We start from the raw sequence: 26799 nt of genomic DNA, 5'->3' as shown, positions 1-26799 counted from the left end.
GATCTCACCATCGGGCGCGTCCGAGGCCGAAATGGAGCAGGGTCGAACGGTTATCCTGCAAGGTGGACCGCACTGCCTCAAGGCTTCCTGCGCAGAGGATGGCGACTGCCCGCTCCCGCGGCGTGGCCTCCTGCGCAATCTGCAGGAACCGGGCGCTCAGTTTGGGCAGTGCATGGGCGAGGGTAGGAAAACTGGCCGAATTGACCAGGCAATGCGCCTCTGCCGAAAGCGCGCCGAGGCAGGGGGCCTGTCTCGCCTCGTCCAGATAGTGTCGCACACGGGCGAGTGTCGTTGCGAGATCCTCGAGCATGACCAGACGATTGAACACGTGGCGATTGATCGGGCGTCCGGCATCCATGCGTTTCGTCCAGGTGAGGAGCTGCGCCAGACGATCATATTTCAGGCTGAGCAATGCTGCGCCTGCGGGTCTTCCATTGCCCCGGAGTTGCGCCTCAAGATCCTGACCAATGGTCGCGGCAATACGAAAGCGGCGGCTCCTGGGTGTCGGGGGGAAAAGGAGCACCAGGATGACGAAGGCGATGACGCCCGAGACGAGATAGAAGATATTGCGCGAAATAAACGCCAGAGGATCGTAATCCTGATGATTGCTGAGCCCGAGAATAACCGGGAAGAACGCGCCGTAATTGAAGCCAATGGCGCTTGTCCGGCCATTCATGAGCATCAGGCAGGCAAATATCGTGTGAGGCAGGAACACCAGCGCCAGAGCGCCGAAGGCCGCGACATGCGGCAGAATGAAGTAATTCATGATGACGGCGACGAGCACGGCGAGAGACAGGCCAAGTATCGCCCCCATACCGAATTGCGACGTATCGGCCGCCGTTGAGGCAAGCGTCAGAATGAGCGCCGCCTGGGATAGCGCGGCCATGGAGGCGGGTTGATCGCTCGCTATGCACAGCCCCGCCATGATGGAAAAGCCAAGCAGCACACGCAGGGCGTTGACCAATGCGGCAACATAATCCGGGTGTTGCGCGATCTGCGCCAGTTTCAGCGCTTCTCCGGCTGGCGTTGCATGCTGCAGGGTGTCGATCCCGGTGCTGATATGCAGCCGATTGCTCAGCATCACGGCGCTGCGCTCGAGAAAATGGGCATCGCTGGCATCGGGATGGTAGTCGGGCTCCTCCTTGCGCATCGCCTCGATCAGGGAGCTGACGGTCTCGTAGCGGTCGCTGTGATCCTCCCGCAATTCATGCCAGGCCAGTACGTGGCGGCGAGCAAGGGGGGTGATGGTCTTGTGGCGCAGGATATGGGCGATGGCCCGGCCCGAGCCGAGCACGGTCAGCATGCCGATGATGGCAAGACGCGCGCCCGCGCTGCGTCGCGTCGAGCGATCGATTTCCGTTCTCGCATAGGTGATCTGGGCCGAAAGGGAGAGGATATCGCCCGCCAGAGCCGTTGTTTCCATGGCATCCGGCACGGTTTCACCCTGCATCGCCCGACGACCGAAATCGCGTATCTCGCGCGCTCTGGCTTCCAGACTATCGGCCAGTTTCTGCCAGGCTTTGGGTGAGCCTGTCAGCATATTGACGAAGGCGACCGAGGCGATGCCGATTGCAACACAGCTCGCTCGCGAAAGGGCAACATCGAAAACGTTCTGGGGCGTGTCGATGACGTTGATTGCGACCAGCGCAATCGTATAGCCAGCCAGCAGGGCGCCATAGGAGCGAAAGTTACGCTCAAGCGAGCCGATATAGGTGCAGCCAGCCAGCCAGAGCGCACAGCCGCCCAGCAACATGCCACGGTCCTGACTGAAGCAGGCAATCAGGAGAATGGAGGCCGCCACGCCGAGCGCGGTGCCGATCAGGCGATAGAGTGCCTTGGACAGGGCCTGCCCGCGCAAAGGCTGGGTAATGATCATGACCGTGACCGCAGCTCCGGCCGGTGCGTCCAGCTGCGCCCAGAAAGCTGTTGCGAGAGCGAGGCAGATAGCCGCCCAGCTGCGCAGAGAAAAACCGATCCAGCCAGGTGGAAAAGGCGGATTGGGCAGATCGCTTGGCAGAGGCCACCAGCGTATGCGCGTCTGCGCCCCGTCGCTCATCATGCTCCATCCGGAAAACTGACTCCGGGATGAAGAACGCCTCGTGGGCTGTGCAGGTCAAGCACGCATCGCCCGGAGACGGGCTTGGAAATCCTTTGTCAGATACGCTTCAGAAACCACCCGATTCAGGGGGCGCCATACGTGAGACCAGAAGCTGATTGATCCGGAACCCGTCGACATCGACGACCTCGAACCGATAGCCTGCGGCCTCGACACGGTCAGCCTTGCGCGCCATGCGACGCAACCGGTGCATGACGAAACCGCCAATGGTATGAAACAGGTCGCGTTCGGCATCGAGATCGATGTCCAGCTCGCGAAAGACATCGCCGATCGGGGCCGCACCGTCGATCAGCCACGAATTGGCATCGCGCCGAACGATTGCCTGTTCTTCGAAGGGGCTGGCCAGACCATCCATGAGCGCGCCCATGATGTCCTTGAAGGTAATCAGCCCGACAACAAGACCATACTCGTTGACGATAAGCGCAAACCCGGCGCCATGGGTGTCGAACTGGGCGAGCGTGTCCCACAGATTCAGCGTGTCCGGCAGAGAAAGCGTATCGCGCCTCATGCGGAATATCTGGCTGCTGATCGGCTGGCTCGGATCAGCATGGGGCGGCACCTCATCGACCACGGCGACGAGTACGTCCTCTGCGCGTATCGATCCGATGACGTGATCGAGGCCGCCATCGCAGAGCGGATAGCGCGAATAGGGACGGATGCGCACCTTGTCACGCTGAGATTCGAGTGATTCCTGAACGTCGAGGAACACGATCTCGTCGCGTGGCGTCATAGCGGAGGTGACGGAACGATCCTGGAGGGCCAGCACGTTCTGGATCAGCTGATGCTCTTTTTCCTGCAACACGCCCGATGCCGTGCCCGCTGCAAGCATGGCATTCAGATCTTCGGGGGTCACGGGCTCCACGGCGGAGGCGGCAGGAATGCGGAGCAGGCTCAGGAGCCAGTCCGAGATGATCGAGAAGATCCAGACCGCCGGGTAAAGCACCCGGAGTGCGCCGGTGAGAAACCAGCCTACGCGCAGCGCTACGCGGTCAGGATTATTGAGCGCGATCCGCTTGGGCAGCAGATCGGCAAAAAGCACGAACAGGCCGGTCACGATCACGAAGGCAAGGGTTGCAGCGGTCTTGGTCGCCACGCCCTGCGTCAAGCCAGCTTCAATCAGGGCCGTGCTGAAAGCAGGAGTCAGGAGTTCACTGGAAATCACGCCGCCCAGAACGCCTACCGCATTGAGGCAGATCTGCAATACCGTGATGACCTGGCCGCTGTTGCGGCGCAACTTCAGAAAGGCCGAGGCCCGTGCATCGCCCTGATCGGCCAGCGCGCGCAGCCGGATATCGCGCGCTGCAGCGAAGGAGATTTCAGAAAGGGAAATCAAGATGGAGACGGCAATAGCTGCCACCATGGCCGCAAGGCCCAGAAGCAGCAACGTCATGCGCGTGGCTCCTCATAAACAGGGACGAAGGATAGCGAGAGCCCGTATTTAGGCCTTTTCTGCCTCCCTTGCCAGTATTCGTCCGTCACGGAGCGGGGGGCAGCCCGGCAATTTCCCGCCAGCCCGCCTCATCGCAGGTTTCGAGACCCAGATCCGCCGCTTTTTTGGCTTTCGATCCTGCTTTTTCGCCCAGCACCACAAGCCCGGTTTTCTTGGAAACTGAGTCACTCACCTGTGCCCCGAGCCGCTCTGCAATGGCCTTTGCTTCCGGTCGAGTCATGCTGTGCAGCGTGCCGGTAAAGACGATGGTCTTGCCCGAGAGCGGTCCCGATTCCGGGCGGGCTTCTTGTTCGATGGTGAGTTGCCCGCGCAGGTCTGCCAATGTCTCGACATTATGCGGCTCGGCGAAAAACGCGAGGAGGTCAGCCACGATGCTCTCGCCGATCCCCATGATGCTGCCAAGCGCGAGTCGCTCGTCCGATCCGATCACGCGGGCAGCGTGCATGGCCTCAACCCAGGCTTCGTAGCTCTGATAATGGCGCGCCAGAAGCTGCGCGGTGCGCTCTCCGATCCGGCGAATTCCGAGCCCGAAGAGAAAGCGGCTGAAACTGATGCTGCGGCGCTGCTCGATGGCCTGCAGCAGATTACGTGTCGAGACCTCGCCCCAGCCCTCGCGGCTGCGTATCAGATCGGCTTTTTCATGGAGGCGGAAGATATCGCCCGGTTTGTCGATCAGGCCGATCTCATGAAACTCACGGATGGAACGCTCACCGAGCCCGTCGATATCGAAGGCAGGGCGGGAGACGAAATGAATGAGACGCTCGACCACCTGCGCCTCACAGGTCAGTCCGCCCGTGCAACGGCGCACGGCTTCGCCCTCAGGTCGCTCTGTCAGGGAGTTGCATACCGGGCAGCGTGTAGGGAAGACGAAAGCCGGGCTCCGGGGCGCGTCCTCGGGTACAGGGCCAAGTATTTGCGGAATGACGTCGCCAGCGCGCTGGACGCGTACGAGATCACCGGGGCGCACGTCCTTCCGGGCGATTTCGTCCTCGTTATGCAGCGTCGCTCTCGAGACGATCACCCCACCGACATTGACCGGTTGCAGATGAGCCGTCGGTGTCAGAGCGCCGGTACGCCCCACCTGTATCTCGATCTTCTCAAGGCGAGTGATGGCTTGTTCCGACGGGAATTTCCATGCGATGGCCCAGCGCGGTGCACGGCCCACGAAACCGAGACGAGTCTGCAGGGCGATCGCGTCGAGCTTGAAGACCACGCCATCTATATCATAGGGCAGGGCAGCACGATCGCGCGCCAACGTGTCGATATAAGCGGCGATATCGCTCGCATGGGCGATGCGGTGGGACAGTGGATTGACGGGGAAACCCCAGGCGCGCAACTGCTCGAGATAAGCCCAATGCGTATCGGCGCATGCGGCGCTGGCATAGCCCTGCGCGTAGGCGAAAAGCGAAAGCGGGCGGCGGGCGGTTACCGTAGGGTCGAGCTGACGCAACGAGCCCGCAGCCGCATTACGGGGATTGGCAAAGCTCTTTTGCCCCTGCGCCTGCATCGTCTCGTTCAGCGCCAGGAAGTCGGCCTTGGCCATGAAGATTTCGCCGCGTATCTCGATTTCATCCGGGAATTTTCCCGTGAGCTTGCGGGGGATATCGGCAATGGTCAGCAGATTGGCGGTCACATCTTCCCCGACCATGCCATCGCCGCGCGTGGTCCCACGTACGAGCGCACCCCCGACATAGGTGAGATTGATCGAAAGCCCGTCGATTTTGGGCTCTGCAACAAAAGCGAGCGCATCCGCTGCAGCCGCATCAAGCCCGAGGAAGCGCGCAGCCTTTGCCACGAAGGCGTCGAATTCCTCGGTGGTGAACACGTTATCAAGCGAGAGCATGGGCACGCGATGCGCCTGCTTGCCGAAGGCTGAATCGGGGGCAGCCCCGACGCTGTCCGTCACCCCATCTTTGGCCTTGAGCTCGGGATAGGTTTCCTCCAGCGTAACGAGGTTGCGCCGCGTGGAGTCATATTCCGCATCCGAGACTTCTGGCGCGTCGTTCTGATAATAGGCCGCATTCCAGCGCGCGATGAGCGCCGCGAGCCGGGCGTGTTCTCTGGCGTGGATGTCGTCCATTATTCTTGTTCCAGAAGGCTGTCTGCTGCCGTGCGGGCGGCATCCGTGATGGTTTCTCCGGCGAGCATGCGGGCAATTTCCTCGCGTCGCTCCTCCGCCGAGAGCTTCTCCGCCAGCGTCTCGGTGCGCTCCTTGCGGATGCGCTTGCTGATGCGCAGATGCTGATCGCCCCGTGCTGCAACCTGTGGGCTGTGGGTGACCACGAGCACCTGAACATCCTGCGCCACGCGATGCAGACGATCACCGATGGAGGAGGCCGTGGCGCCGCCCACGCCGGAATCCACCTCGTCGAATACGAGAGTGGGGATGGCGGAACGCTCGGCCAGAACCACCTTGAGCGCGAGCATGAGCCGCGAGAGTTCACCGCCCGAGGCGACCTTGGCCAGAGGGCCCGGAGGCTGGCCCGGGTTGGCGGCGATCAGGAAAGAGGCCTGCTCCTTGCCCCGCAGATTCCAGGCCTCCGGTTCAAGTGGGGTCAGCGCAACGATGAAACGCGCCCGTTCGAGGCGGACGGGTTTGAGTTCGGCCATGACAGCCGTTTCCAGACGGCGCGCGGCGCGCGTCCGGATCTGGCTCAGAGCTTCGGCCTCGGTCGCAAAAACCTCGCGTGCCGCCTTTGTCTCGGCCTGAAGCTGCTCGATGCGCGCATTGCCGGAATCAAGCGCCTCAAGCCGCGCTTGCAGGTTGGCCAGCAACGCCGCGAGCTCATTGACCGCCACACCATGCTTGCGTCCGGCGGCACGCAGGGCAAAGAGCCGCTCTTCGGTCTCCTCGAGCAGTTTGGGGTCCGTGTCCGCGTCGGCGGCAAGGCGCGAGAGCAGGGTCTCGGCTTCGGCCAGCGCCTCCTCCGCTTTTTCCAGCGCCCCCAGAGCTTCCTGCGCCTGATGCTGCTGGGCCGAACTGGGCGCGTTATCGTCTCCCGGCGCCGGAAGGAGACGCGCCAGCGTGCGGCTGGCATTGCGCAGGGCGGCAGCCGGGGTGGCGGAGCGACGATCGCGAGGGGTAAGTTCGGAGAGAGCGGCGGCTATGGCCTCGCCCCGGCGCTCATTCTGCTGCAAGCCGATACGGAGTGCCGCAAGCTGCTCTTCCTCATCTTCCTGCGGGGCGAGGGCGGCGAGGTCCTCAACCGATTGCCTCAGCCAGTCCTCCTCGCGGCGCGTGGCCTCCATTTCCGATTGGGCGGCGGCCAGGGCTGCGGTGGCTTCGATCCAACGCCGATAGCTGCGGGCGACAGCGTCCCGCGCGCGGCGGTCGACGCCGAACGCATCGAGCAAATCGAGATGGGTGCTTTGATCGGCAAGACCCATCTGATCGTGCTGACCCTGAATCTCGACCAGCAGCGCGGCAATGCGGCGCAGCAACCCGACCCCGATAGGCTGGTCGTTCACATAAGCCCTCGAGCGGGCATCCGCGGTGACGGTCCGACGCAGCACGAGAGGCTCGTGCGGGTCGTCGAGCGCGATCCCCTGCTCTGCGAGGAGTTGATGAACGGGATGGCTTTCGGAAATTTCGAAACAGGCGGAAACCGCAGCCTGATCCGCCCCTGCGCGAACGAGCCCTCCGCTGGCGCGGTCGCCCAGGGTCAGACCGAGTGAGTCGAGCAGGATGGATTTGCCAGCCCCCGTTTCACCCGTCAGCACTGTCAGCCCGGGGTGGAAGGGCAGATCGAGCCTCTCGATCAGGACAACGTCGCGTATCGAGAGGTGAGTCAGCATGACATGGAGCCCTGATTAGTCAGCGTGGAAACCGCACCGCCGGGTGAACGCCCCGGCGGGGTAAGTGTCTCGGCCGGATCAGAAAACCGAGTGCCACACGCGACCGAAAAAGCCGCGCTGTGTCGAGCCGGGAACCACGCTGTGTTCGGCCAGAAGGTTGCGGTTGCGCAGCAGGTTGTAGCTGTAACGATACCACTGGCTGTTGGGATAGTTATATCCGAGCACCGACGCGGCCTTGCGGGCATCGTCCACGAGGCCGAGCTCGAGATTGACTTCGACAATACGCTCAAGGGCTTCCGCGACATGGTTGGTCGTCTGGAAATCGGCCACGACGCGCTGGTAACGACCGAGAGCAGCCTCGTAATTATGCTGCTGCTGGTAGTAACGCCCGACGAGCATTTCCTTGCCTGCCAGATGGTCGCGGCAGAGGTCGATCTTGAGCTGGGCATCGCGTGCATAAGCCGTCTGGGGGAAGCGTGTGACAACCTCCTCCAGCGCACTCAGGGCTTCCACGGTTCCCTGCTGGTCGCGCTGCACTTCGGCAATCTGTTCATAATAGCAGAGCGCGCGCAGATAATAGGCGTAGGCAGCGTCGGGGCTCGTCGGGTGCAGCAGCAGATAACGTTCCAGCTGCTGGACCGAGAGCGCGTATTCTCCCTGCAGATAATACGCATAGCCTTCCATCAGCTCGGCATTACCGACATAGCCGGAATAAGGGTAGTTCTGCTGCAGGAGTTCGAACTCGCCGCTCGCCAGCGTGTATCGCTTCGAGTGCAGGGCATCGATGCCGTAATTGTACAGAGCCTCGGCACTGGCGACTTTGGGAGCCTTGACCTCTTCCTTGTTGGAAAAGAGGGAGCAGCCGCTCAGGAGCAGAAAACTGCTCGCCATCATTGCGACAGCGAGACGCTGACGCTTGCGCGCAGGAGGTACGTTACGTTCTGTGTTCTGATGCATGCCGACTCTTCCACTGACGAACGGTCTTATATCACGCCTGACCATTCGCGGAAGACCTGGGCGCACGAGATCGTTTCTCTTACGCAGTTGCGTGTATTGCCGCCTTGCTGTGGACTTCGTTGCCGACCAGACGCCAGTTTTCGCTCGAGGCAAAGACGGCGCGAAGCAACCTGTTGTTCAGACCGTGGCCGGATTTGTGCCCCATGAAGCCCGCCTTGAAGGCATGGCCTGCCAGATACAGATCGCCCACGGCATCCATCAACTTGTGGCGAACGAATTCTTTCGGGTGACGCAGGCCGCCAGGGTTCAGAACGTGATCATCCTCAACGACGATGGCATTATGCAGAGAGCCTCCGCGGGCTAGGCCCATGTTCTGAAGGGCCTCGATTTCCTTGCGCTCGACAAAAGTACGGCAGAAGCCGACTTCCTGACGGAAGCGCTGCAGGGTGAGCGGCATGGCATGACGCTGATGACCGATGGCAGGGGCCGTAAAATCGATCGATATGGCAAGTGCAAAGCCGGAGCGGGCAGGACGCAGTTCGGCGAAGGCGCCGTTCGGGTCTTCTACATGAACACGGCGCAAAATCTCGATCACGGTGCGAGGGGCTGCCTGCGTGGCGACGCCGGCGCACTGGATCAGGAAGTCGAACTCGGCCGCAGACCCATCGAGTACCGGAGTTTCGGGGCCGTCTATATCGATGCGCAGATTGCTGATGCCATTGGCATGAAGCGCTGCCATCAGATGTTCGATTGTTGCAACCCGGACCTCCGGAGCCAATTCATTGGCAATCACCGTGCTCAGGCGAGTGCAGATCACATTGTCATAACGCGCCTCGATCGGCGCGGAGCCGGGCAGGTCGATGCGATGAAAGACAATGCCGTGATCGGCCGGGGCGGGGGAGAGCGTCATGCGCATCTGTCGACCGGTATGGAGGCCGACGCCCACACAGGTAATCGGCTGCTTGATCGTGTGCTGCCAGGGCATGCGTGACGCGTTCTGGTTGAGAGCGGGGAGATCGGAAGGCGTCTTGAAGAGCGAGGGAGGCAGGATCGATGCTTTGAACGGTGTTTCAGCCGTGATCTGCATGATGAGTGAGCCTCTCCTTATTACTGGCACGTCATGTTCCAGGTTCTGAGATAGCTCTAGCCGCTCGGGGGGAGGGCAGACCAGTCAATGTTTATTGCCAAACATTACGGTCTAACATCCTGAAACTAATGAGTAATTCTTGTTTCAGGATGCTACAAAGGATGTCGCTCTCAGCGACCCTGATCACGGCGTAGGAAGGCTGGGATATCGAGCCCGCTCTCTTCGCCTGAGTCATGGCTCGATACCGAGCGAGGCGATTCGGCACGTTCGACAACCGTCGGCTCATTGCGCGGAATGTCATCATGCGCCGGGGCATTGCTCGAGGCGGGGCGACCCCGAAGCGCACCGGTCACGATACCGAACAGGCTGCGTGGCTGGGCCTGCGGCTCGGGGGCCGGGCGGTGGCCCTGATCCGAGAACAGGCCCGAACGGGGGGACGGGGCAGGCTGGGGCGCAACCTTGGCGGCCTGAGGCGGGACGGAATGGGGTGACGGTGCCGATGCGGCTCCCTGAGGGGGGGTGTCGAGCGCATAATGGGGCTGCTGACGCGGCACCGATGCATAGGTCGAGGCGGGCTGGAAAGGCTGTTGCGCACCATTGGGCCCGAGTTCGGCACCATCGGTGACAACAGGGGCTTCAGCCTGCACCTCGACTGGAGGCTCGACATGCTCGGGTTCCGGCGGACGGCTGCCATCAATGCCCGTGGCGACGACCGAGACGCGTATGCGGCCATTGAGCGTTGAATCGATCGCCGATCCCCAGATGATCGTTGCATCATCGGCGACTTCCTGGCGGATGCGCTCGGCGGCCTGATCGACTTCATAGAGCGTCAGGTCATCGCCACCCGTGATGTTGATCAGCAGGCCACGAGCGCCCGACATCGAGGAATCGTCGAGGAGCGGGTTGGAGATGGCACGGTTGGCTGCCTCCAGCGCACGATCCTCACCCTCGGCCTCACCCGTGCCCATCATCGCCTTGCCCATCTCGGCCATGACGGTGCGGATATCGGCGAAGTCGAGATTGATCAGGCCGGGAGCCAGCATCAGATCGGTCACGCCGCGCACGCCCATGTAAAGGACTTCGTCGGCCATCTTAAAGGCTTCACGCAGCGTGGTGTGCATAGTGGCCATACGGAACAGGTTCTGGTTCGGAATGACGATCAGCGTATCGACATATTGCTGAAGCTCGGCAATTCCGGCCTCTGCCACTTTCTTGCGTCGCGCCCCTTCGAACCCGAACGGGGTGCTGACCACGCCAACCGTCAGGATCTTGCGGTCGCGTGCCATCTTGGCGATGACCGGTGCCGCACCCGTGCCCGTACCGCCACCCATGCCTGCGGTCACGAACACCATGTGGGCACCGTCGATATGACGGCTGATCTCGTCCGCCGCTTCCTCGGCTGCTGCCTTGCCGATCTCGGGTTTGGCACCGGCGCCGAGGCCCTGCGTCAGATGCGGACCGAGCTGCACGCGGCGTTCGGCGCGGGAGCCTGCCAATGCCTGGGCATCGGTATTGGCCACAACGAACTCGACACCCTGCAACTGCATTTCGATCATGTTATTAACGGCATTCATGCCGCCACCGCCGACACCGATAACGGTGATACGCGGTGAGAAATCGGAATAGTTGTATTGCGGGGCAGTGAGGTTGAGCGTCATGGCGTAATCCGGATAGGGCTGGAATCAGTCCTGAAATCAAGGAGAATGACTGAAAAGCATAACCTACATAGGTTAGTTTTCCGTCATGCGCGACCCCTAATAAGGTGAACAAGTCGCTTTAGCATCCCACTCGGGCGGGGCTCGGGACTATCCGCATCGTGAAAGCCGCGATCTGCTCCCGCCACCCAGGCCAGAAGGCCGGATGCCGTTGAAAAACCGGCAGAATTAGCGCCGATCTCTGGCAGACCCACGATGCCGAGCGGACGCCCCAGCCGGACGGGACGGTCCAGAATGCGGGCCGCCATGGGCCCGACGCCATCGAGCAGGGAGGCTCCGCCCGTCAGGACAACGCGTTCGCGCCCGGTACGACCGAACCCGGCATCATCGAGACGATCGCGCACAAGTTCGAGCGTCTCCTCGATACGTGGCCGTATGGCCGAGACGAGCCTCGCGCGTGAAACCTGTGTCAGGGAGCCCGCAGCCTCGCCGATCTTCTGCATGGTAATCAGTTCGCCGCTGTCTTCTGCCGAGAGTTCGGCGGCACCGTATTTGGTTTTCAACCGCTCGGCCTCATCGAGCGACGTCGAGAGCATGCCGGCGAGGTCGCGTGTCACATGCAGCCCGCCCACGGGCAGGAAAGCCGTATGACGCAGCATGCCATCGCCGAAAACGGCGATGGATGTCGTACCGCCACCCATATCCACAACCGTTGCGCCAAGCTCGCGCTCATCGGCATCCAGAACGGACAGACCCGAGGCGAGTGAGGCTGAGACGAGACCGGTCATCTTCAGCTCTGCGCGCATCAGAACGGAGTCGAGCGTGCGCACCGCCGTGGTTGCTGCATCGACGACATGCAGCCGGGCGGTCAGCTGCTCGCAGACCTGCCCGCGCGGATCGACAATCCCGTAGGTGTCATCCACGGCGTAGCCAATGGGGAGGGTGTGGACCACGCTGCGTCCTTCGGTATAGGCGCGGGCCTGGCCTTCTGTGACGACACGGGCCATGTCACTGTCGCTGACCTCATGACCGCCAATGGGCATGCGGGCATTGAACAGACGACTTTCGGGATGACCGCAGGAAAGATTGACCGCGATATTGTCCAGGCGACGATCGGCGGCGTCTTCTGCCTGACCGACTGTCGCCCGTATGGCTTGCTCGGCTTCCTTGAGGTCGACGATATTGCCGTTGCGGATGCCACGGGACCTCCGCCATCCGTATCCCAGAACGCGCAGGGTTCCGTCAGCTTCCCCCCTGCCGATCAGGCAGGTCATCTTGGTCGAGCCGATATCGAGCACCCCGAACACGCCCACGCGCCAGTGGCGGGGCATAGCTGGCTCATCGGCGGGGGGCAGAGAAAGAATATGTTCCTCAGAACGCTCATGCTGGCGGCGCCCGGTGCTGACCGGAAGCAGCGCACGGCTGCGCACGGTGCGACGTCGCTTTTTGCGGGGCGAGTCCGGATCTGTGGCCACGAGATCGTTCATTCTTCTGTCGGGGCTCCATCTGCGGGTATCGTATTGGGGGCGGTGGATCCCCCGTTGCGCGTGGCGGGGGCCGGACTGGATCTGTGCCGCGATTGCGGCGGATTTCCGGCTTCGCCGTGTCGCTGGGGTGCAGCGTTTGCAGGTGTCCCCTGAGGCGTAGCTTGAGACGCGCCATCCGGGACAGCCGACGCGCCATCCGTTTGCGCACCTGTCTGACCCGGGGTCGCCACCGATGCCTTGCCCTGATCCTGGCCGGGAGGTGTCTCTGGTGCCGGAGGCTGATGAATGACCATTCTGTCCGGCAGGCGCATGTCGATCGAGACGACCGGACGTTCAAGGAGGCGGAACTGGGTCTGATACTGGGTGAGACGGTTCAGCGCCGCCTGCTCCTGCCCCTCGGGCAGAAGGACAGTGGCACCATCACGCAGTGTGAGATTCCAGCGCCTCTGACCGATACGCACCGCGGCCACCACGAAATCCTTGACCGTGGGGTTTGCCGTCAGCGCGTCGACAAGTGAAGAGGCAGCCACATTCGCCCCTTCGCCCACGACGAGGGGGAGGCGGATGAAGGCCTGACCGTTCTTGCCTTCGAGCCCCTGATCGGGAACCTTCTCTCCCGCGCGATTGATCAGGATGAAATGGCCATGATCCTGCCAGACCGCGATCGGGCTCCGCTCGACGATGTTCACGACCACCGTGTCGGGCATGTGCCGCGATACCATGGCATGGTCGACAAAAGGCAGCGCATCGATACGGTCACGGGCTGCAGAAACCGAAAAGCCGAAGATGGGCTGCCCGACGGAAGTGCCCAGCGCTTTCATCAGATCGTCTTCGGGCGTGAGGTTGCGGCCCTCCACACGAATGGTCTTGATCTGGAACGGCAGATACTGGACGAGCTTTGCCCGATAGGGAGCAAAGCGGGATTCCGAACCGGACAGATGCAGCGCCGATATCCCGAACCCGGCCAGTCCAAGCAGAACGAGGAAAGCGACGAACAGACGCAACCCGCGCTTGTGCCGGCGCATGAACAGCACGAGACGGGCAGGCCTGTCCTGCTGCACCGGGCCGCGATAAGGCGCGTCTGGCCGTCTGTTTTTCATGCAGGGCGTTTACCGCGTGTCGTCAGGGCGTCACGCACCAGCCAGTCACAGAGCTCGGGGTAGGAGATGCCGCAATAGGCTGCCTGCTCTGGCAAAAGCGAGGTTGCGGTCATGCCGGGCTGGGTATTGACCTCAAGCAGGATCAGTCGGGCATTATCCTCGTCATAGCGGAAGTCGGAGCGCGAGGCACCGGAACACCCCAGCGCCTTGTGCGCCGCCTCTGCACAGCGCAGGGCCTGCTCGAATATCGGCTCGGGGACCTGAGCGGGAACATGATGCACCGAGCCGCCAGGAGCGTATTTGGCATCAAAATCGTAGAAATCACCGGTCGGCGACGCGGCCACGATATCGGTCACGGTCAGGGCGCGATCACCCAGCACGGCGACGGTGAGCTCGCGACCGGGGATGTATTCCTCGACCAGCGCCTCGTTGCCATAAGCCCAGCCTGCGGCGATGGTCTGACGGCGATTACTGCCGGTGCGTACGATCTCGACCCCGAAGGACGAGCCTTCAGCGATGGGTTTGACCACATAGGGTGTGGGGAGCGGATCGGCTGCCGCCAGCTCATCCATGGTCACGACGCGACCTTCTGCCACGGGCAGCCCGGCAGCGGCGAAAACCCGCCGCGAGGCGTCCTTGTCCATGGCGAGTGCAGACGCACGGATGGAGGAATGGGTGTAAGGCAGGCCCATCCATTCCAGCACGCCCTGAATGGCGCCATCTTCACCCAGCGGGCCATGAAGCGCGTTGAACACCACATCGGGGCACGCAGCGCGCAATGCCCTGATCGTCTCCACCAGATCAGGACCGGCATCGACACGCAAGACGTCATGACCGGCCTCGACAAGAGCCTGCGCCACGCCTGCGCCGCTACGCAGGCTGACGGGACGCTCGCTGGAAATTCCTCCCTGCAGGACGGCAATTTTCAGGCTCATGGCGTTTCCTCCCGGCGTAATTCGTCGACTGATGGTGCGTCTTTTTCCTCGGCGTTGGAGCGCAAGACTTCGCCAGCTTTCCTGCCCAGTCGCTTGATCTCCCAGTGCAGCGTGATGCCGCTATGGTCGAGCACGCGCTGGCGCACGAGGTCGCCAAGCATCTCCAGATCCGCGCTTGTGGCCTCACCCAGATTGAGCAGGAAATTACAGTGTTTTTCGCTCACCTGAGCGCCGCCCTGGATGAGCCCCCGACATCCGGCTTCGTCAATCAGCTGCCACGCCTTGTGCCCGTCCGGATTGCGAAAGGTCGAGCCGCCCGTACGGGATTTGATGGGCTGTGAGGCCTCGCGTGCCTCCTTGATGCCGGCAATATGGGCGCGTATCTGCGCCTTGTTGCCCGGCTGGGCTCGCAGGCGTGCGCGCAGCACGATGGCCCCTTGTGGGAGCACGGCATGACGATAGGTGAAGGCCAGGGCGGCATTGTCGAGTGTCGTGATCGTTCCGTCAGGCAGCAGGATCTCTGCCCAGTCGAGCACGGCGTTCATATCGGAGCCATAGGCGCCCGCGTTCATGACCACCGCCCCACCGATCGAGCCCGGAATACCGGCGAGGAATTCCAGCCCTGCCAACCCGGCCCCAGCGGCCTGTTCTGCAACAATCATATCGAGTGCAGCGGCCCCGGCGATCAGTCCGTCCGGCTCGATCGTGATTTCTGCGAAGCCGCCCGCCAGACGCACAACGAGTCCATCCAGCCCGCCATCGCGTATGATGACATTCGAACATGCCCCTAAGACCGTGACCGGGGTGTGCGGGGGCAGGGCGGCCAGGGTTTCGGCGAGATCCCGCACATCCTTGGGGACAAACAGGGCCTCGGCATTGCCTCCGGTGCGAAACCACGCGCGCGGGCCAAGCGGCGCGTTGAAGCTCAGCCTCCCCCTTGGGGCGAGATCACGAAGCGCGTTGCTCATGATGCCTTGCCGTTCAGGGCGGCGAGCTGACCGGGCAGAGCCTGCGCCCAGTTTGTGATGGTCCCGGCGCCGAGGCAGACCACGAAATCGCCCGGTTTGGCGATGGCGTTGATCATCTCGGCCAGGTGTTCCGGGCCGGGCAGTGGGACGACCGAGCGATGACCGCTCGCACGCAGTCCCTCGATCAGGGAGTCGCGGCTGATGCCCTCGATCGGGGCCTCACCCGCAGCATAGACGTCGGTCACGATCACCGTCCCGGCATCGTTCATGCAGGTGCAGAAATCGCTAAACAGGGCTTCAAGACGCGAGTACCGATGAGGCTGCACCACGGCAATCACGTCGCGGGCACCCGCCTGACGGGCAGCGCGCAGAACGGCGGCGATTTCGACCGGATGATGGCCGTAATCATCGATCACCGTGATGCCATTGAAGTCGCCACAGCGCGTGAAACGACGTTTGACGCCACGGAACCCGGCCAGCGCCAGACGTATCGTCTCGTCATTGATGTCCATCTCGCTCGCGACGGCGATGGCGGCCAGAGCGTTGAGCACGTTATGCTGGCCGAGCATGGGCAGCCGGAACGGACCGGCCCGGCGCGTGGTCTTGCGGGTGCGGTTGGTGATGACCACCTCGAAGGTCGCGCCCAGCCGATCGGTGATCAGCTTGTCGGCGCGCACATCGGCCTGGGGGCTGAACCCATAGGTCACTACGCGATGATCGGACAGGCGCGGGATCATCTGCTGAACGGCGGGATGATCAATGCACAGCACCGCGAAACCATAGAAGGGGATGTTCGACACGAACTGGTCATAGGCGGCCTGCATCGCTTCCGCCGTGCCCCAGTGGTCCAGATGCTCGGGGTCCATGTTGGTCACGACCGCAATCACAGCGGGCAGACGCAGGAAGGAGCCGTCGCTTTCATCGGCCTCCACAACCATCCAGTCGCCCGAGCCCATACGCGTATTAGTGCCATAGGCCTCGATGATGCCACCATTGATCACTGTGGGGTCCAGCCGGGCCTGTTCGAGCACGCAGGCGACGAGGCTGGTTGTGGTGGTCTTTCCATGAGTGCCGCCAATAGCCACCGCCCAGCGAAGCCGCATAAGCTCCGCCAGCATTTCAGCGCGACGCACGACAGGAATGAGTCGGGCTCGTGCAGCAAGCACCTCGGGATTATCTTTCTTCACCGCGGTGGAGGTCACGACAACCTGCGCTGTGCCCAGATTGGCCTCGTCATGACCGATCGCCACGACGATACCGAGCTTGCGCAGACGCAGGACATTGGCGCTTTCGCTGATATCGGAGCCCTGCACCTTGTAGCCCAGCATATGCAGCACTTCGGCAATTCCGGACATGCCAATACCGCCGATACCGACGAAATGGATGGTGCCGATGGACAGGGGAAGTGCGCGCATGAACCAGGCTTTCAGAGAAACAGCAAATAGAATGGGGTAGAGAGTTGCGGGTCAGGAAACGGGGGAGCGGTAATCCGAAATCCGGGCTTCCACAAGGTCCGCCAGCAGGCGGGCGCTCTGCGGATGAGCAAAGCGTCTGGCTGCGGCGGCTGCGCCTGCGAGACGCTCGGGGTCGTTCAGCAGCGGGGCCAGGAACGATGCAAGGGCATCGGGGGTGCAATCCTTCTGACGAAACATCCAGGCCCCGCCTTCATCGACCAGCTGGGTCGCATTCGCGCCTTGTTCATCCGAGGCAGCAATCGGCAGGGGAACGAGGATCGAAGGTCTACCTGCAATGGTCAGTTCAGCCACCGAGGATCCGCCAGCGCGCCCGATCACGAGATGAGCCTTGCGCAGAAGCGAGGCGACGTCGGAGAAGAAGGGGGCCAGAACGCAGTGGATACCCGCCTCGTCATAAGCGGCCTGAACTGCTGGAATATCCTTGTTATGGACTTGCTGGGTCACATGCAGTCTTGCCCGGAAGCCCGGCGGCAACTGGGCGAGCGCCGCTGGCACGGTGGTGGAGAACACGCGGGCACCCAGAGAGCCGCCCCAGACCAGAAGATGCAGCGCGTCGCCCGGCGGCGTATAGGGCGCGTCCAGCAGGGCTTCGATCTCGGGGCGTACCGGCATGCCGGTTAGCGCCGCGCGCAGCCCGAGCGGCAGGCGTGCCACGGTCGGAAAGGAGGTGGCGATGGAGGTCGCGAAACGCGCCAGAAGCGCATTGGCCTGACCCAGAACGGCATTGCCCTCGTGCAGGATTACAAGCGGACGTTTGGACGCGGGCAGGAAACGACTACCGAGAATGGGCGGCACCGAAGGATATCCGCCGAAACCGATCACGGCGATCGGGTTGATTTGGCGATGCAGCGCCCGTGCTGCCCAGGCGCCCCGCAAAAGCGCGGTCATGCCTCGCAGTTTGGTCGTGATGCCTTTGCCTGCCACACCCGTGCCGTCGAGCACATATTGCGGCTTGTCCCTGAAGATGCCGCTGGTGCGTTTGCCGGCACGCTTGTCCGTCATGAGCACAAGTTCATGACCACGCGCGGCGAGTTCGGTCGCAAGGGCTTCTGCCGGGAAGAAATGGCCGCCCGTGCCCCCCGCAGCGATCACGATTGGACGGGTCATGAATGCGATCCTTCCCGGAGTGAAGTCCAGTGGCCCTGGCTGGCATAAGTGGAACTGATGGGGCTCGCCGAGACCTGATGCCGTGTCAGCGCCAGCACCATGCCCAGTGTCAGCGCGATGGAAATCGCGGAAGAGCCACCATAGGATATGAGTGGCAGGGTCATGCCCTTGGTCGGGATCAGATGCAAGGTCGAGCCCATGTTGATGAAAGCCTGAAGACCGAAACCTGCCACCAGTCCGGAGGCGGCCGTGATCACGAAAGGATCGCTCTCGCGCATCAGCTTCAGCAATGTCCGCACGACGATCACCGCAAAGATCAGGATGATGAACAGGCAGATAAACAGCCCGTATTCCTCACCCGCCACGGCAAATACGAAATCGGCATGGGCGTCGGGCAGCAGATCCTTCACACGGCCTTCGCCAGGGCCACGCCCCATCATCCCGCCATTGCCGAAGGCGCGCAGGGCGGTATCGATCTGGTAGTGGTCACCCACATTGGGATGAAGGAAGCGCTCGACGCGCGAGCGCACATGCGGGAAGGCGACATAGGCGCCTGCAAAGGCGGCGATCATCGCTCCCACCCCCGCCCCCACGAAAACGATCGGCAAACCGTTAACGAAAAGCTGGATGAAGAACACCATGGTGATGACCGACAACATGCCGATATCGGGCTGGGATTTCAGAAGAAGGAGGATGAGCCCGAAACAGCCGAAAGCGATCAGCATGCCGGGGAAGCGCATCGAGCCGAAGATAACGCGTCGGCGCTGCTCTGCCAGCAACCAGCCCGTGACCACGGCGAAGAAGGGCTTGAGAAACTCCGAGGGCTGAACCGACATCATGGGGAGCGCAATCCATCGGCGCGCCCCCTTGATCTCCACGCCATGGACAAGGGTCATGAACGTGGCAGCGAGCGCAATGACCCCGCCGATCAGGGCAAGGCGCTTGACCGCAGGACGGGACAGTCCCGACACCCCAAGCACCACGGCGCCGGCCAGAAGCAGGAAGATGACTTGCTTGAGAATGAACATCTCACGCGAGGCGCCGATACGAACCGCCACGGCAGGGCTTGCCGCAAGCATCAGGATGTAGCCGAACGCGATCAGGACGCCGACGCAGCAGAGCGTGACGCGATCGACATTGCGCCACCAGCGCCCGATTCTCGATGTATCGACCCGTGAAAGCCCCGCCATTCTATCTCAATCCCTCAAGGCCCCGTGGATCAGGGCGATCCCGTTTGCTGCCCGTCCGTGGCCAGACTCAGCTTCGACAGAATATCGACAAAATGCGTGCCACGCGCCTCAAAACTCGCAAACTGATCGAAGCTTGCGCAGGCAGGAGAGAGAAGCACGACCGGTGCATCCAGCGCCTTTGCCGCAGCAAGGCTCGCGAGGGTCGCCGCCTCGAGCGTATCGACGCATTCATTGGCAACGCCATGCGCATCGAGCGTCTCGCGCAGCACGGGGGCGTCGCGGCCGATCAGATAGGCCCTCGCAACTCGGCTGAAAAGCGGGGCCAGGGCCTCGATCCCCCCGGATTTGGCAATACCGCCCGCAATCCAGATGATCCTGTCATAGCAGAGCAGGGCCTTTTCTGCGGCCTCGGCATTGGTGGCTTTGCTGTCATTGATGAATCGTATGCCATCGATGGTGGCGGCCAGAGCCTGACGATGGGGCAGGCCGGGATAGCTGCGCAGCCCATCAGCGATGACCTCATCCGAAAGCCCGAGATGACGCGCCATGGCCTGGGCAATCAGGGCATTTTGCAGGTTGTGGGTGCCCGGGAGCGTCGGCGCGTCTTTGAGCGCGTCGGAAATCCCGGCGATACAATCGGGGTTCTCGACCGAGATCAGGGTAACCGTCAGGCCCTTGCCGATCAGTTCCTGCGCCTGGATGCGGCAATAAGGGTCATCGACGCCAATCACTGCCAGATCGCGCGGGGTCATGTTGTCGAAGACATGGCGCTTCGCCGCGGCATAGCCCGCCATTGTTCCATGGCGGTCAAGGTGATCCGGTGTCAGATTGAGCAGGCAGGCTGTTGCGGCGTGGAAGCTCTCCAGTCGCTCGAGCATGTAGGATGACATCTCGATCACATACACGCCCTCATCGGGCAGGAGGGGCAGGGCGAGCGAGGCTGTGCCCAGATTGCCTCCGGCCGCGACCAGCACACGGGCTTGTTCGAGCATATGAGCCAGCAGCGCGGTGGTGGTGGACTTGCCGTTCGTGCCGGTCACCGAAGCGAAACGCGCCAGCGACCCGGCTTTGCGTACGGCACGATAAAGAAGTTCTGCATCCGACAGGATAGGCACCCCGGCCTGCTGGGCAAGCAGGGCCACCGGATGCGGAGCAGGCAGATGATGTGGGATACCTGGCGAGAGGATCAGCGCCTCGAAGCCCGTCAGGTCCTCGAGCGGTGACGCGATAAAGCGGGCAGCATCTCCCCCACAAGCGAAATCATCGGGTCCGGGTGGGGATTTGTCGTCCCAGGCCTGCACTTCCGCCCCCATGGCAAGGAGTGCCGACACGACGGCCGCGCCGTTTCGGCCGAGGCCCAGCACGGCGAAGCGCGAGCCAGCGAAGAGATCGGAGGGGAAGGCGCGTATCGTCATTTCAGCGCAGTTTCAGCGTGGCAAGTCCTGCCAGCCCCAGCAGAATAGAGACGATCCAGAAGCGAATGACGATCTTGGGCTCCTGCCAGCCCTTCTTTTCGAAGTGGTGATGCAGCGGTGCCATCAGAAAGACGCGGCGCTTGGTGCGTTTGTACCAGAAGACCTGGATCACGACGGAGAGCGTCTCGACCACGAAGAGACCGCCCACGATGCACAGGACAAGCTCATGCTTAACTGCAACGGCGATGGCGCCAAGTGCCCCGCCCAGTGACAGGGAGCCCGTATCGCCCATGAAGACATCGGCGGGTGTGGCGTTGAACCATAGAAAACCGAGCCCAGCCCCGATGAGGGCCGCGCAGAACACGCCGAGTTCCCCCGTGCCCGGAACCAGATGAAGCTGCAGGTAATCGGCGAAGACCCTATTGCCCACCAGATAGGCGATCAGCGCGAAAACGAGGGCCGCGATCACCACCGGCACAATGGCCAGACCATCCAGACCATCCGTAAAGTTCACGGCATTGCCGAAGCCGGTCATGGTCACCATGGCAAAGAGCGGGAAGGCGAAGCCCAGAGGCAGAAGGAAGTCCTTGACGAACGGGAAGGCCACCATGTTTCGCAGTTCGGGCGGCATGAGGCTCTCCATCCAGTATCCCGCGATCAGGGAGGCGGCAAACTCGCTACCCAGTCGGGCGCGCTTGGAAACGCCTTTCGTGTTGCGCTTGGAGAGCTTGAGATAATCATCTGCAAATCCCACCGCGCCGAATGCCGCCGTGACGAACATGACGGCCCAGACAAAGCCATTTGTGAGGTCTGCCCAGAGCAGAGTCGACGCGAAAAGGGCAATCAGGATGAGCATACCGCCCATGGTGGGCGTGCCGGCCTTCTCGAGAATATGACGCTCCGGCCCCAATGTCCGTATGGGCTGACCCTCGCGCTGGATGCGCTTGAGCTGGGCGATGAACGGACGCCCGAACACCAGCGAGATGACGAACGCTGTCAGGCAGGCGCCACCTGAGCGGAAGGTCAGGTAATGGAAGAGATTGAAGAAGCCGCCATGGGTCGTATCGTGAATAGCGATCAGATTATACAGCATCAGGCTGACACGCCCCCTGCAAGAAGAGGGGTGACAATGTCGCGCATGCGACTGCCAAGACTGCCTTTTACGAGAACCACGTCACCGGCTTTCAGATTGGATTGGACGAAGGGGGCGAGAGATGCCGCGTCTGGTTGCCAGACGCCACGCTTTTCTTCGGCAAGCGCGTCAAAAACATGGCGCATATGGGGGCAACAGCAAAAAACCAGATCCGCATGGGCCATCAGATTGGGCAGGAGGGCCAGATGCTCGCGCTCGGCGAACTCACCCAGTTCGCGGATATCGCCCAGCACGGCGATACGACGCTTGGCTGGCATGAGCGCAAGGGTCTCCAGCGCTGCCCTTATCGACAGGACAGAGGCGTTGTAGCTCTCATCCAGGAGTGCAGCCTGACCGCCCAGAATGGGTTGCACCTGTCCGCGCCCGGCACCGGGGCGCCAGAGGGCGAGCGCTGCTGCCGCCTTGTCCAGGGATAATCCGAGCGCATCGATCGTGGCCAGAACGAGCCCCGCATTGCGGATGAGGTGGCTCCCCGGAGCGGAGAGCACGATGTCATGGTTCGTGAACCTGAACTGCGAGCCCTCTGCGCCGGTTTCGAGCGCTGTCAGGCGATAGCTGGCTTCCGCACTCAGCCCGACCCGGGCAATCCGGCAGCCCGACCGCGCGGCGGCGGCGGCGAGGATGGACTCCATGCCGGTATCGTCCGGGACAATGGCAACGCCCTGCGCCGAGAGCGCGCCGATGAGATCGGATTTCTCCTCGGCAATGGCTTCTACACTGCCCATATGGCCCAGATGGGCACTGCCTATGGTGGTGATGACAGCGATATCGGGTTGCACCATGGCAGCGAGGGGCGCGATCTCGCCGCGGTGGTTCATGCCGATCTCGGCCACACAGAAGGCGGTATCGCGCGGCATTCTTGCCAGGGTGAGGGGCACACCCCAGTGATTATTATAGGAAGCGATGGCGGCGTGGGTGGGCCCGATGGAAGCCAGCGCGCAATGCAGCATGTTCTTCGTGGTGGTCTTGCCGACCGAGCCGGTCACCCCGACCATTTTCCCGGTAAAGCGCGCCCGTGCGGCATGGCCGAGGGCGCGCAGCCCCTCCATCGTATCGGCTACACGCAACAGGCGCGGATCGGAGACATCACCGGCTTCATGCACCATCACACAGGAAGCGCCCTTTGCCAGGGCTGCCTGCACATGGGCATGACCATTGCTGTTCTCTCCCTGCAAGGCGATGAACAGGTCCCCGGGCTCGAGACTGCGCGTATCGATGGAAATGCCGGTCACCACGACCTCGGCGTCGAGCATGCCATGCGTTGCCGCGCGCAGTTGAGCGCTTGTCCAGAGGGTGTTCATGGGGCTACCCCGGCCAGCTCGCGAATGACGGCACGATCGTCGAAGGGGGTGGTGATACCGGCCACTGTCTGACCGCTTTCATGCCCTTTGCCAGCCACAACGACCACATCGCCCGCGCGCGCTTGCTCAAGGGCTGCGGCAATGGCAGCGCGACGATCGCCGATTTCGAGGGCGTCGGGGCAGGCGGTCCTGATGGCGGCTCGTATGCTGGCGGGGTCTTCGCTGCGTGGATTATCGTCGGTGACAATGGCCAGATCGGCCAGCCTTGCCGCAATCTCTCCCATGAGGGGACGCTTGCCCCTGTCACGATCTCCGCCCGCGCCGAAGACGACGATCAGGCGGTTGGAGGCGTGGGGGCGCAAGCTGTGCAGCAGGTGCTCGAGCGCGTCCGGCGTATGGGCATAATCCACGTAAAGACCGGCCCCATTATCAAGCGTCGTCGCAAGTTCGGCGCGCCCACGCACACCGGCGAGCCGAGGGAGAAGATCCAGCACGGCGCGCGCGTCTTCATCCTGCTCATAGGCCATGGCGGTCGCCAGAAGCACGTTATCGACCTGGAAACGTCCGGTGAGTCCCAGTTCGATTTCAGGCAGGGCTTCGCCGAAGAGCGAGAGAGAAATAATCTGCCCATGGGGCAGGGGTGTTGCGCGCAGCAGGCGAAGGGTTTCGCCCTGCTCGCCGACGGACCGCAGCTTGAGCCCGCGGGACTGCGCCAGCTCGCGGAGGGCGGATACCGTTATCGCATCCATGTCCGCATTGAGTGCGGCGAGTGCGCCCCGAGGCAGGAGGCTGGAAAAAAGGCGCAGCTTGGCAGCTCGATAGGCTTCCATCGTGCCATGATAATCGAGGTGGTCGCGCGTCAGATTGCTGAACCCGCCTGCGTGCAGCGCGACACCATCGAGACGATTCTGCTCGAGCCCGTGCGATGACGCCTCGAGTGCAACATGCTCGACTCCGGCCGATTTGAGCCGGGCAAGCGTCTGGACCATGGAGACGGCATCGGGCGTGGTGAGCGGGGGCGGAGCCTCGACCGGGATATCGCTGATGAGCCCCAGCGTTCCGATGCTGGCGGACGGTGCGCCGGAAAGAGACCAGAGCTGGCGCAGGAAATCAACCGTGCTGCTCTTGCCATTCGTACCGGTGACAGCAGCAATGCGCGCCGGCTGCGGCCCCGCCAGAGCTGCGGCAAGCACAGCAAGATTATGGCGCGGCATCTGTGAGGCGATAAGCGGCACGTCTGCTGCGATGGTCGTCGTTTCCGGCAGCAGCAGCGCGGCTGCCCCCTGGGTCAGGGCCTGCGGAATGAAACGTGCGCCATCTGTCGCGACGCCGGGCAAGGCGGCGAAAATCATGCCGGGCCCTACGGCACGGCTGTCAGCGGTGATCCCCGTGATTTCGGGGTCGGCCATCGCTGAATCGACGGCGAGAGGCGGGACCGGGAGTCCGACCCGCTTCAGGAGTTCGGAAAGGCGCATGGCTCAGCCTCGTTCAGATGAGTGACGTGCGGCGCGCTCGGTGGCCTTCGCGGCGAGCTTGGCGGCTTTCTCTGCAGCCTTGGCGGCGTCTTTTTCCGCTTTTTCCTTTTGCGCCGCAATGCGTGGATCACCCGGATCGTTTCCGGGGCCAAGGGCGCGTTTACCCGGCGGGATGCCGGGTTCGAGCGGTATGGCCATTTCGGCATCGATCTTTGCGGCGTTCTTCGTGTCGGGAAACAGCCCGAGCATCGGACCGATACGCGCAATCAGCTTTCCCGTTGTCGGGGCGGCGTTCCAGCCAGACGTCACGAAGCCATGGGTCTTGGGGGTGGGGTGCGGCGAATCAAGCATGACATAGACGGCATAGCGCGGCGCATTCATCGGGAAAATCGAGGTGAAGGCCGAGATATTGACGTGTTTCAGATACCGGCCATTCGGTCCGACCTTTTCGGCCGTACCGGTTTTGCCGCCCACGAAATAGCCGGGCACCTCCGCGCTGCGCGCCGTACCCTGTGTCACGTCAAGACGCAGCATCTTGCGGATGAGCCTTGAATTTTCTTCCGATACCACCCGGTCCCCCTGAGGCTGCGGCGGCGGGGCAGGGGCATCGCCCGAGGCATCGCTATCGGGCCTGAAGGCAGCGGGTATAACAGGCGCGCCCGCAGGTGAGGCCGCACCCGTCGTGCCAGATTGCGTTCCGCCGGGTGCATTCAGGGGGGCAGCGCCGGGCGCGGTCGCACCGGGGGGAAGGGCCTCCTCATCCGGTTTTGCACCGTCATCCTGTTCGCGTGCCACGAGCGTAGGCTTGATCAGAATGCCGCCATTCACCGTGGCAGCGGTGCCGCGCACGATAGAGAGCGGCGGCTCAGCCACGCCGTGACCGAAGCCGACCGTCATGACGGTCGAAACGCCCCAGTTCTTCGAAGACGGCACGATGGGACGTCCAGCCTCGGGCAGTTCGATCGGTACGCGATTGAAAAATCCCATATTGCGCAGCCAGTCCTGCTGCCTTTTCGCGCCCACGTCGAGCGCGATATGCGCGGCAGCCGGGTTCGACGACTTGGCCAGAACGTCGGGCAGGGCAAGCCAGGGCGCGAAGTGATCGGTCTTGATATCCGAGATGGTGAAGCGACCGATACGGATGGGGATGGTCGAGAACCGGTCCCAGATATGGGCCACGCCATATTCGATCGCCATGGCCGCTGTCTGGAGCTTGAAGGTCGAGCCCGGTTCGTACATGCCCGTGACGGCACGATTGAACCGTGCATCGGCAGGCGCATGGCCGAAATCATTGGCATCATAGTCGGGCAGGCTGACCATGGAGATGATCTCGCCCGTATTCACATCCATCACGATGGCCGCAGCCCCGATGGCCTGAAACTCGTCCATGGCGGCCTGGGTCACTTCCCGGGCCACGGCCTGGATACGCACGTCCAGAGACAGACGCAGCGGGGTGCGATCCTTGTTGAGACGCTCGTTGAAATAACGCTCGACCCCGGCCACGCCGTGATCGTCAATATCCACCCCACCCAGAATCTGCGCGGCGGTACGGCCCAACGGGTAATGACGTCGCTCGCTCGCTTCGAAATAGATGCCTGGAATGCCCAGATTATTGATCGCGATTTCCTGCACGGGTGAGATATCGCGGGCGATATAGACGAATTGCTTCTTCAGCGACAGGCGGCGGGTGGTCTCCGCTTCATCCAGTTGCGGCAGCACGGATTTGAGCTTCTTCGCCGCATCCGGGGCGTCGATCAGCTCCATCGGATTGGCATAGACCTGAGCCACGGGCAGAGAAAGCGCGAGGGTCTGCCCATTGCGGTCGACGATGCTTGCGCGATGCACATCCGGCAGCGAGAAATCGCCTGCGATCTGTCCTTTCGGGTCGCTTTTCGGAATTTCGGGCACCTGTGAAGCGATCTGTCGCTTCTCGGGGGCCATAGGCATGAAAACCGTGGCGAGGCTCAGTTTGCCCGCTACGAGGCCGAAAAGGACCAGAAACCCGAGCCCGACCCCGATCAGTCTTGTGTGCATCTGGTCGAGCGACGCCCTGACCCGCTTGGTGCTCTTGCCTTCAGGACGCGAGGACGCGCCACCGGAATGGCCCGACCTGTTGGGGGGAGGTGTCCTGCC

19 protein-coding genes are annotated in these 26799 nt (G+C 62.6%); all 19 read right to left on the bottom strand.

The window, feature by feature from the left end:
• Window positions 1–4 precede the first annotated feature (4 nt).
• The 19 genes from AA0535_RS06465 to AA0535_RS06375 all read right to left on the bottom strand — a co-directional run bounded on the left by AA0535_RS06465 (window position 5) and on the right by AA0535_RS06375 (window position 26700).
• Window positions 5–2059, bottom strand: a complete 2055-nt coding sequence (locus tag AA0535_RS06465; RefSeq protein ID WP_264815117.1) for an FUSC family protein — start codon at window positions 2057–2059, stop codon at window positions 5–7.
• A 106-nt stretch (window positions 2060–2165) separates the two neighbouring features.
• On the bottom strand, window positions 2166–3506 hold the full coding sequence (locus AA0535_RS06460; protein WP_264815116.1) for a hemolysin family protein: 1341 nt from the start codon (window positions 3504–3506) through the stop codon (window positions 2166–2168).
• A gap of 85 nt (window positions 3507–3591) precedes the next feature.
• Window positions 3592–5646 (bottom strand): NAD-dependent DNA ligase LigA, encoded by a 2055-nt coding sequence (gene ligA / locus AA0535_RS06455; protein ID WP_264815115.1) that lies wholly within the window; start codon window positions 5644–5646, stop codon window positions 3592–3594.
• The gene (gene recN, locus AA0535_RS06450) at window positions 5646–7361 is read right to left on the bottom strand and encodes a DNA repair protein RecN (RefSeq protein ID WP_264815113.1); all 1716 of its coding nucleotides are present in this window, start codon (window positions 7359–7361) and stop codon (window positions 5646–5648) included. Before recN ends, ligA begins: the two co-directional genes overlap by 1 nt.
• 78 nt (window positions 7362–7439) lie before the next feature.
• Complete coding sequence (locus AA0535_RS06445) at window positions 7440–8318, bottom strand: outer membrane protein assembly factor BamD (RefSeq protein WP_264815111.1); 879 nt, start codon at window positions 8316–8318, stop codon at window positions 7440–7442.
• Window positions 8319–8397: 79 nt separating this feature from the next.
• Window positions 8398–9405 carry a UDP-3-O-acyl-N-acetylglucosamine deacetylase gene (gene lpxC / locus AA0535_RS06440; protein ID WP_264815110.1) on the bottom strand — a complete coding sequence of 336 codons (1008 nt, stop codon included), beginning with the start codon at window positions 9403–9405 and terminating at the stop codon, window positions 8398–8400.
• A 170-nt stretch (window positions 9406–9575) separates the two neighbouring features.
• Window positions 9576–11063: a cell division protein FtsZ gene (ftsZ, locus tag AA0535_RS06435; protein WP_264815108.1), complete on the bottom strand. Its 1488-nt coding sequence runs from the start codon at window positions 11061–11063 to the stop codon at window positions 9576–9578.
• 83 nt (window positions 11064–11146) lie between these two features.
• Window positions 11147–12547, bottom strand: coding sequence for a cell division protein FtsA (ftsA, locus tag AA0535_RS06430; protein WP_264815107.1), 1401 nt, complete (start codon window positions 12545–12547; stop codon window positions 11147–11149).
• The gene (locus tag AA0535_RS06425; protein WP_264815106.1) at window positions 12544–13647 is read right to left on the bottom strand and encodes a cell division protein FtsQ/DivIB; all 1104 of its coding nucleotides are present in this window, start codon (window positions 13645–13647) and stop codon (window positions 12544–12546) included. The genes ftsA and AA0535_RS06425 overlap by 4 nt, the downstream gene beginning before the upstream one ends.
• Window positions 13644–14582, bottom strand: coding sequence for a D-alanine--D-alanine ligase (locus tag AA0535_RS06420; protein ID WP_264815105.1), 939 nt, complete (start codon window positions 14580–14582; stop codon window positions 13644–13646). The genes AA0535_RS06425 and AA0535_RS06420 overlap by 4 nt, the downstream gene beginning before the upstream one ends.
• A complete protein-coding gene (gene murB / locus AA0535_RS06415; protein ID WP_264815103.1) occupies window positions 14579–15550 on the bottom strand; it encodes a UDP-N-acetylmuramate dehydrogenase in 972 nt (323 codons plus the stop codon). Before murB ends, AA0535_RS06420 begins: the two co-directional genes overlap by 4 nt.
• Window positions 15547–16965, bottom strand: a complete 1419-nt coding sequence (gene murC / locus AA0535_RS06410; RefSeq protein ID WP_264815102.1) for a UDP-N-acetylmuramate--L-alanine ligase — start codon at window positions 16963–16965, stop codon at window positions 15547–15549. Before murC ends, murB begins: the two co-directional genes overlap by 4 nt.
• Window positions 16966–17016: 51 nt before the next feature.
• Window positions 17017–18132: an undecaprenyldiphospho-muramoylpentapeptide beta-N-acetylglucosaminyltransferase gene (murG, locus tag AA0535_RS06405; protein WP_264815101.1), complete on the bottom strand. Its 1116-nt coding sequence runs from the start codon at window positions 18130–18132 to the stop codon at window positions 17017–17019.
• Entirely contained in the window at window positions 18129–19322 is a 1194-nt protein-coding gene (locus AA0535_RS06400; RefSeq protein WP_264815100.1) for an FtsW/RodA/SpoVE family cell cycle protein, read from the bottom strand. Before AA0535_RS06400 ends, murG begins: the two co-directional genes overlap by 4 nt.
• A gap of 29 nt (window positions 19323–19351) precedes the next feature.
• On the bottom strand, window positions 19352–20731 hold the full coding sequence (gene murD, locus AA0535_RS06395) for a UDP-N-acetylmuramoyl-L-alanine--D-glutamate ligase (RefSeq protein WP_264815174.1): 1380 nt from the start codon (window positions 20729–20731) through the stop codon (window positions 19352–19354).
• Window positions 20732–20738: 7 nt separating this feature from the next.
• Entirely contained in the window at window positions 20739–21830 is a 1092-nt protein-coding gene (gene mraY / locus AA0535_RS06390; RefSeq protein WP_264815099.1) for a phospho-N-acetylmuramoyl-pentapeptide-transferase, read from the bottom strand.
• The gene (locus AA0535_RS06385; RefSeq protein WP_264815098.1) at window positions 21830–23191 is read right to left on the bottom strand and encodes a UDP-N-acetylmuramoyl-tripeptide--D-alanyl-D-alanine ligase; all 1362 of its coding nucleotides are present in this window, start codon (window positions 23189–23191) and stop codon (window positions 21830–21832) included. Before AA0535_RS06385 ends, mraY begins: the two co-directional genes overlap by 1 nt.
• Complete coding sequence (locus AA0535_RS06380; RefSeq protein ID WP_264815097.1) at window positions 23188–24666, bottom strand: UDP-N-acetylmuramoyl-L-alanyl-D-glutamate--2,6-diaminopimelate ligase; 1479 nt, start codon at window positions 24664–24666, stop codon at window positions 23188–23190. The genes AA0535_RS06385 and AA0535_RS06380 overlap by 4 nt, the downstream gene beginning before the upstream one ends.
• Before the next feature lie 3 nt (window positions 24667–24669).
• On the bottom strand, window positions 24670–26700 hold the full coding sequence (locus AA0535_RS06375; protein ID WP_264815173.1) for a peptidoglycan D,D-transpeptidase FtsI family protein: 2031 nt from the start codon (window positions 26698–26700) through the stop codon (window positions 24670–24672).
• Window positions 26701–26799: the final 99 nt, after the last annotated feature.

Origin of the sequence: Asaia krungthepensis NRIC 0535 (genome assembly GCF_025995175.1) — a bacterium.
GTDB lineage: Bacteria > Pseudomonadota > Alphaproteobacteria > Acetobacterales > Acetobacteraceae > Asaia > Asaia krungthepensis.
The sequence above is the reverse complement of the archived record's forward strand: the minus strand, read 5'-3'. Positions and strand labels throughout refer to the sequence as shown.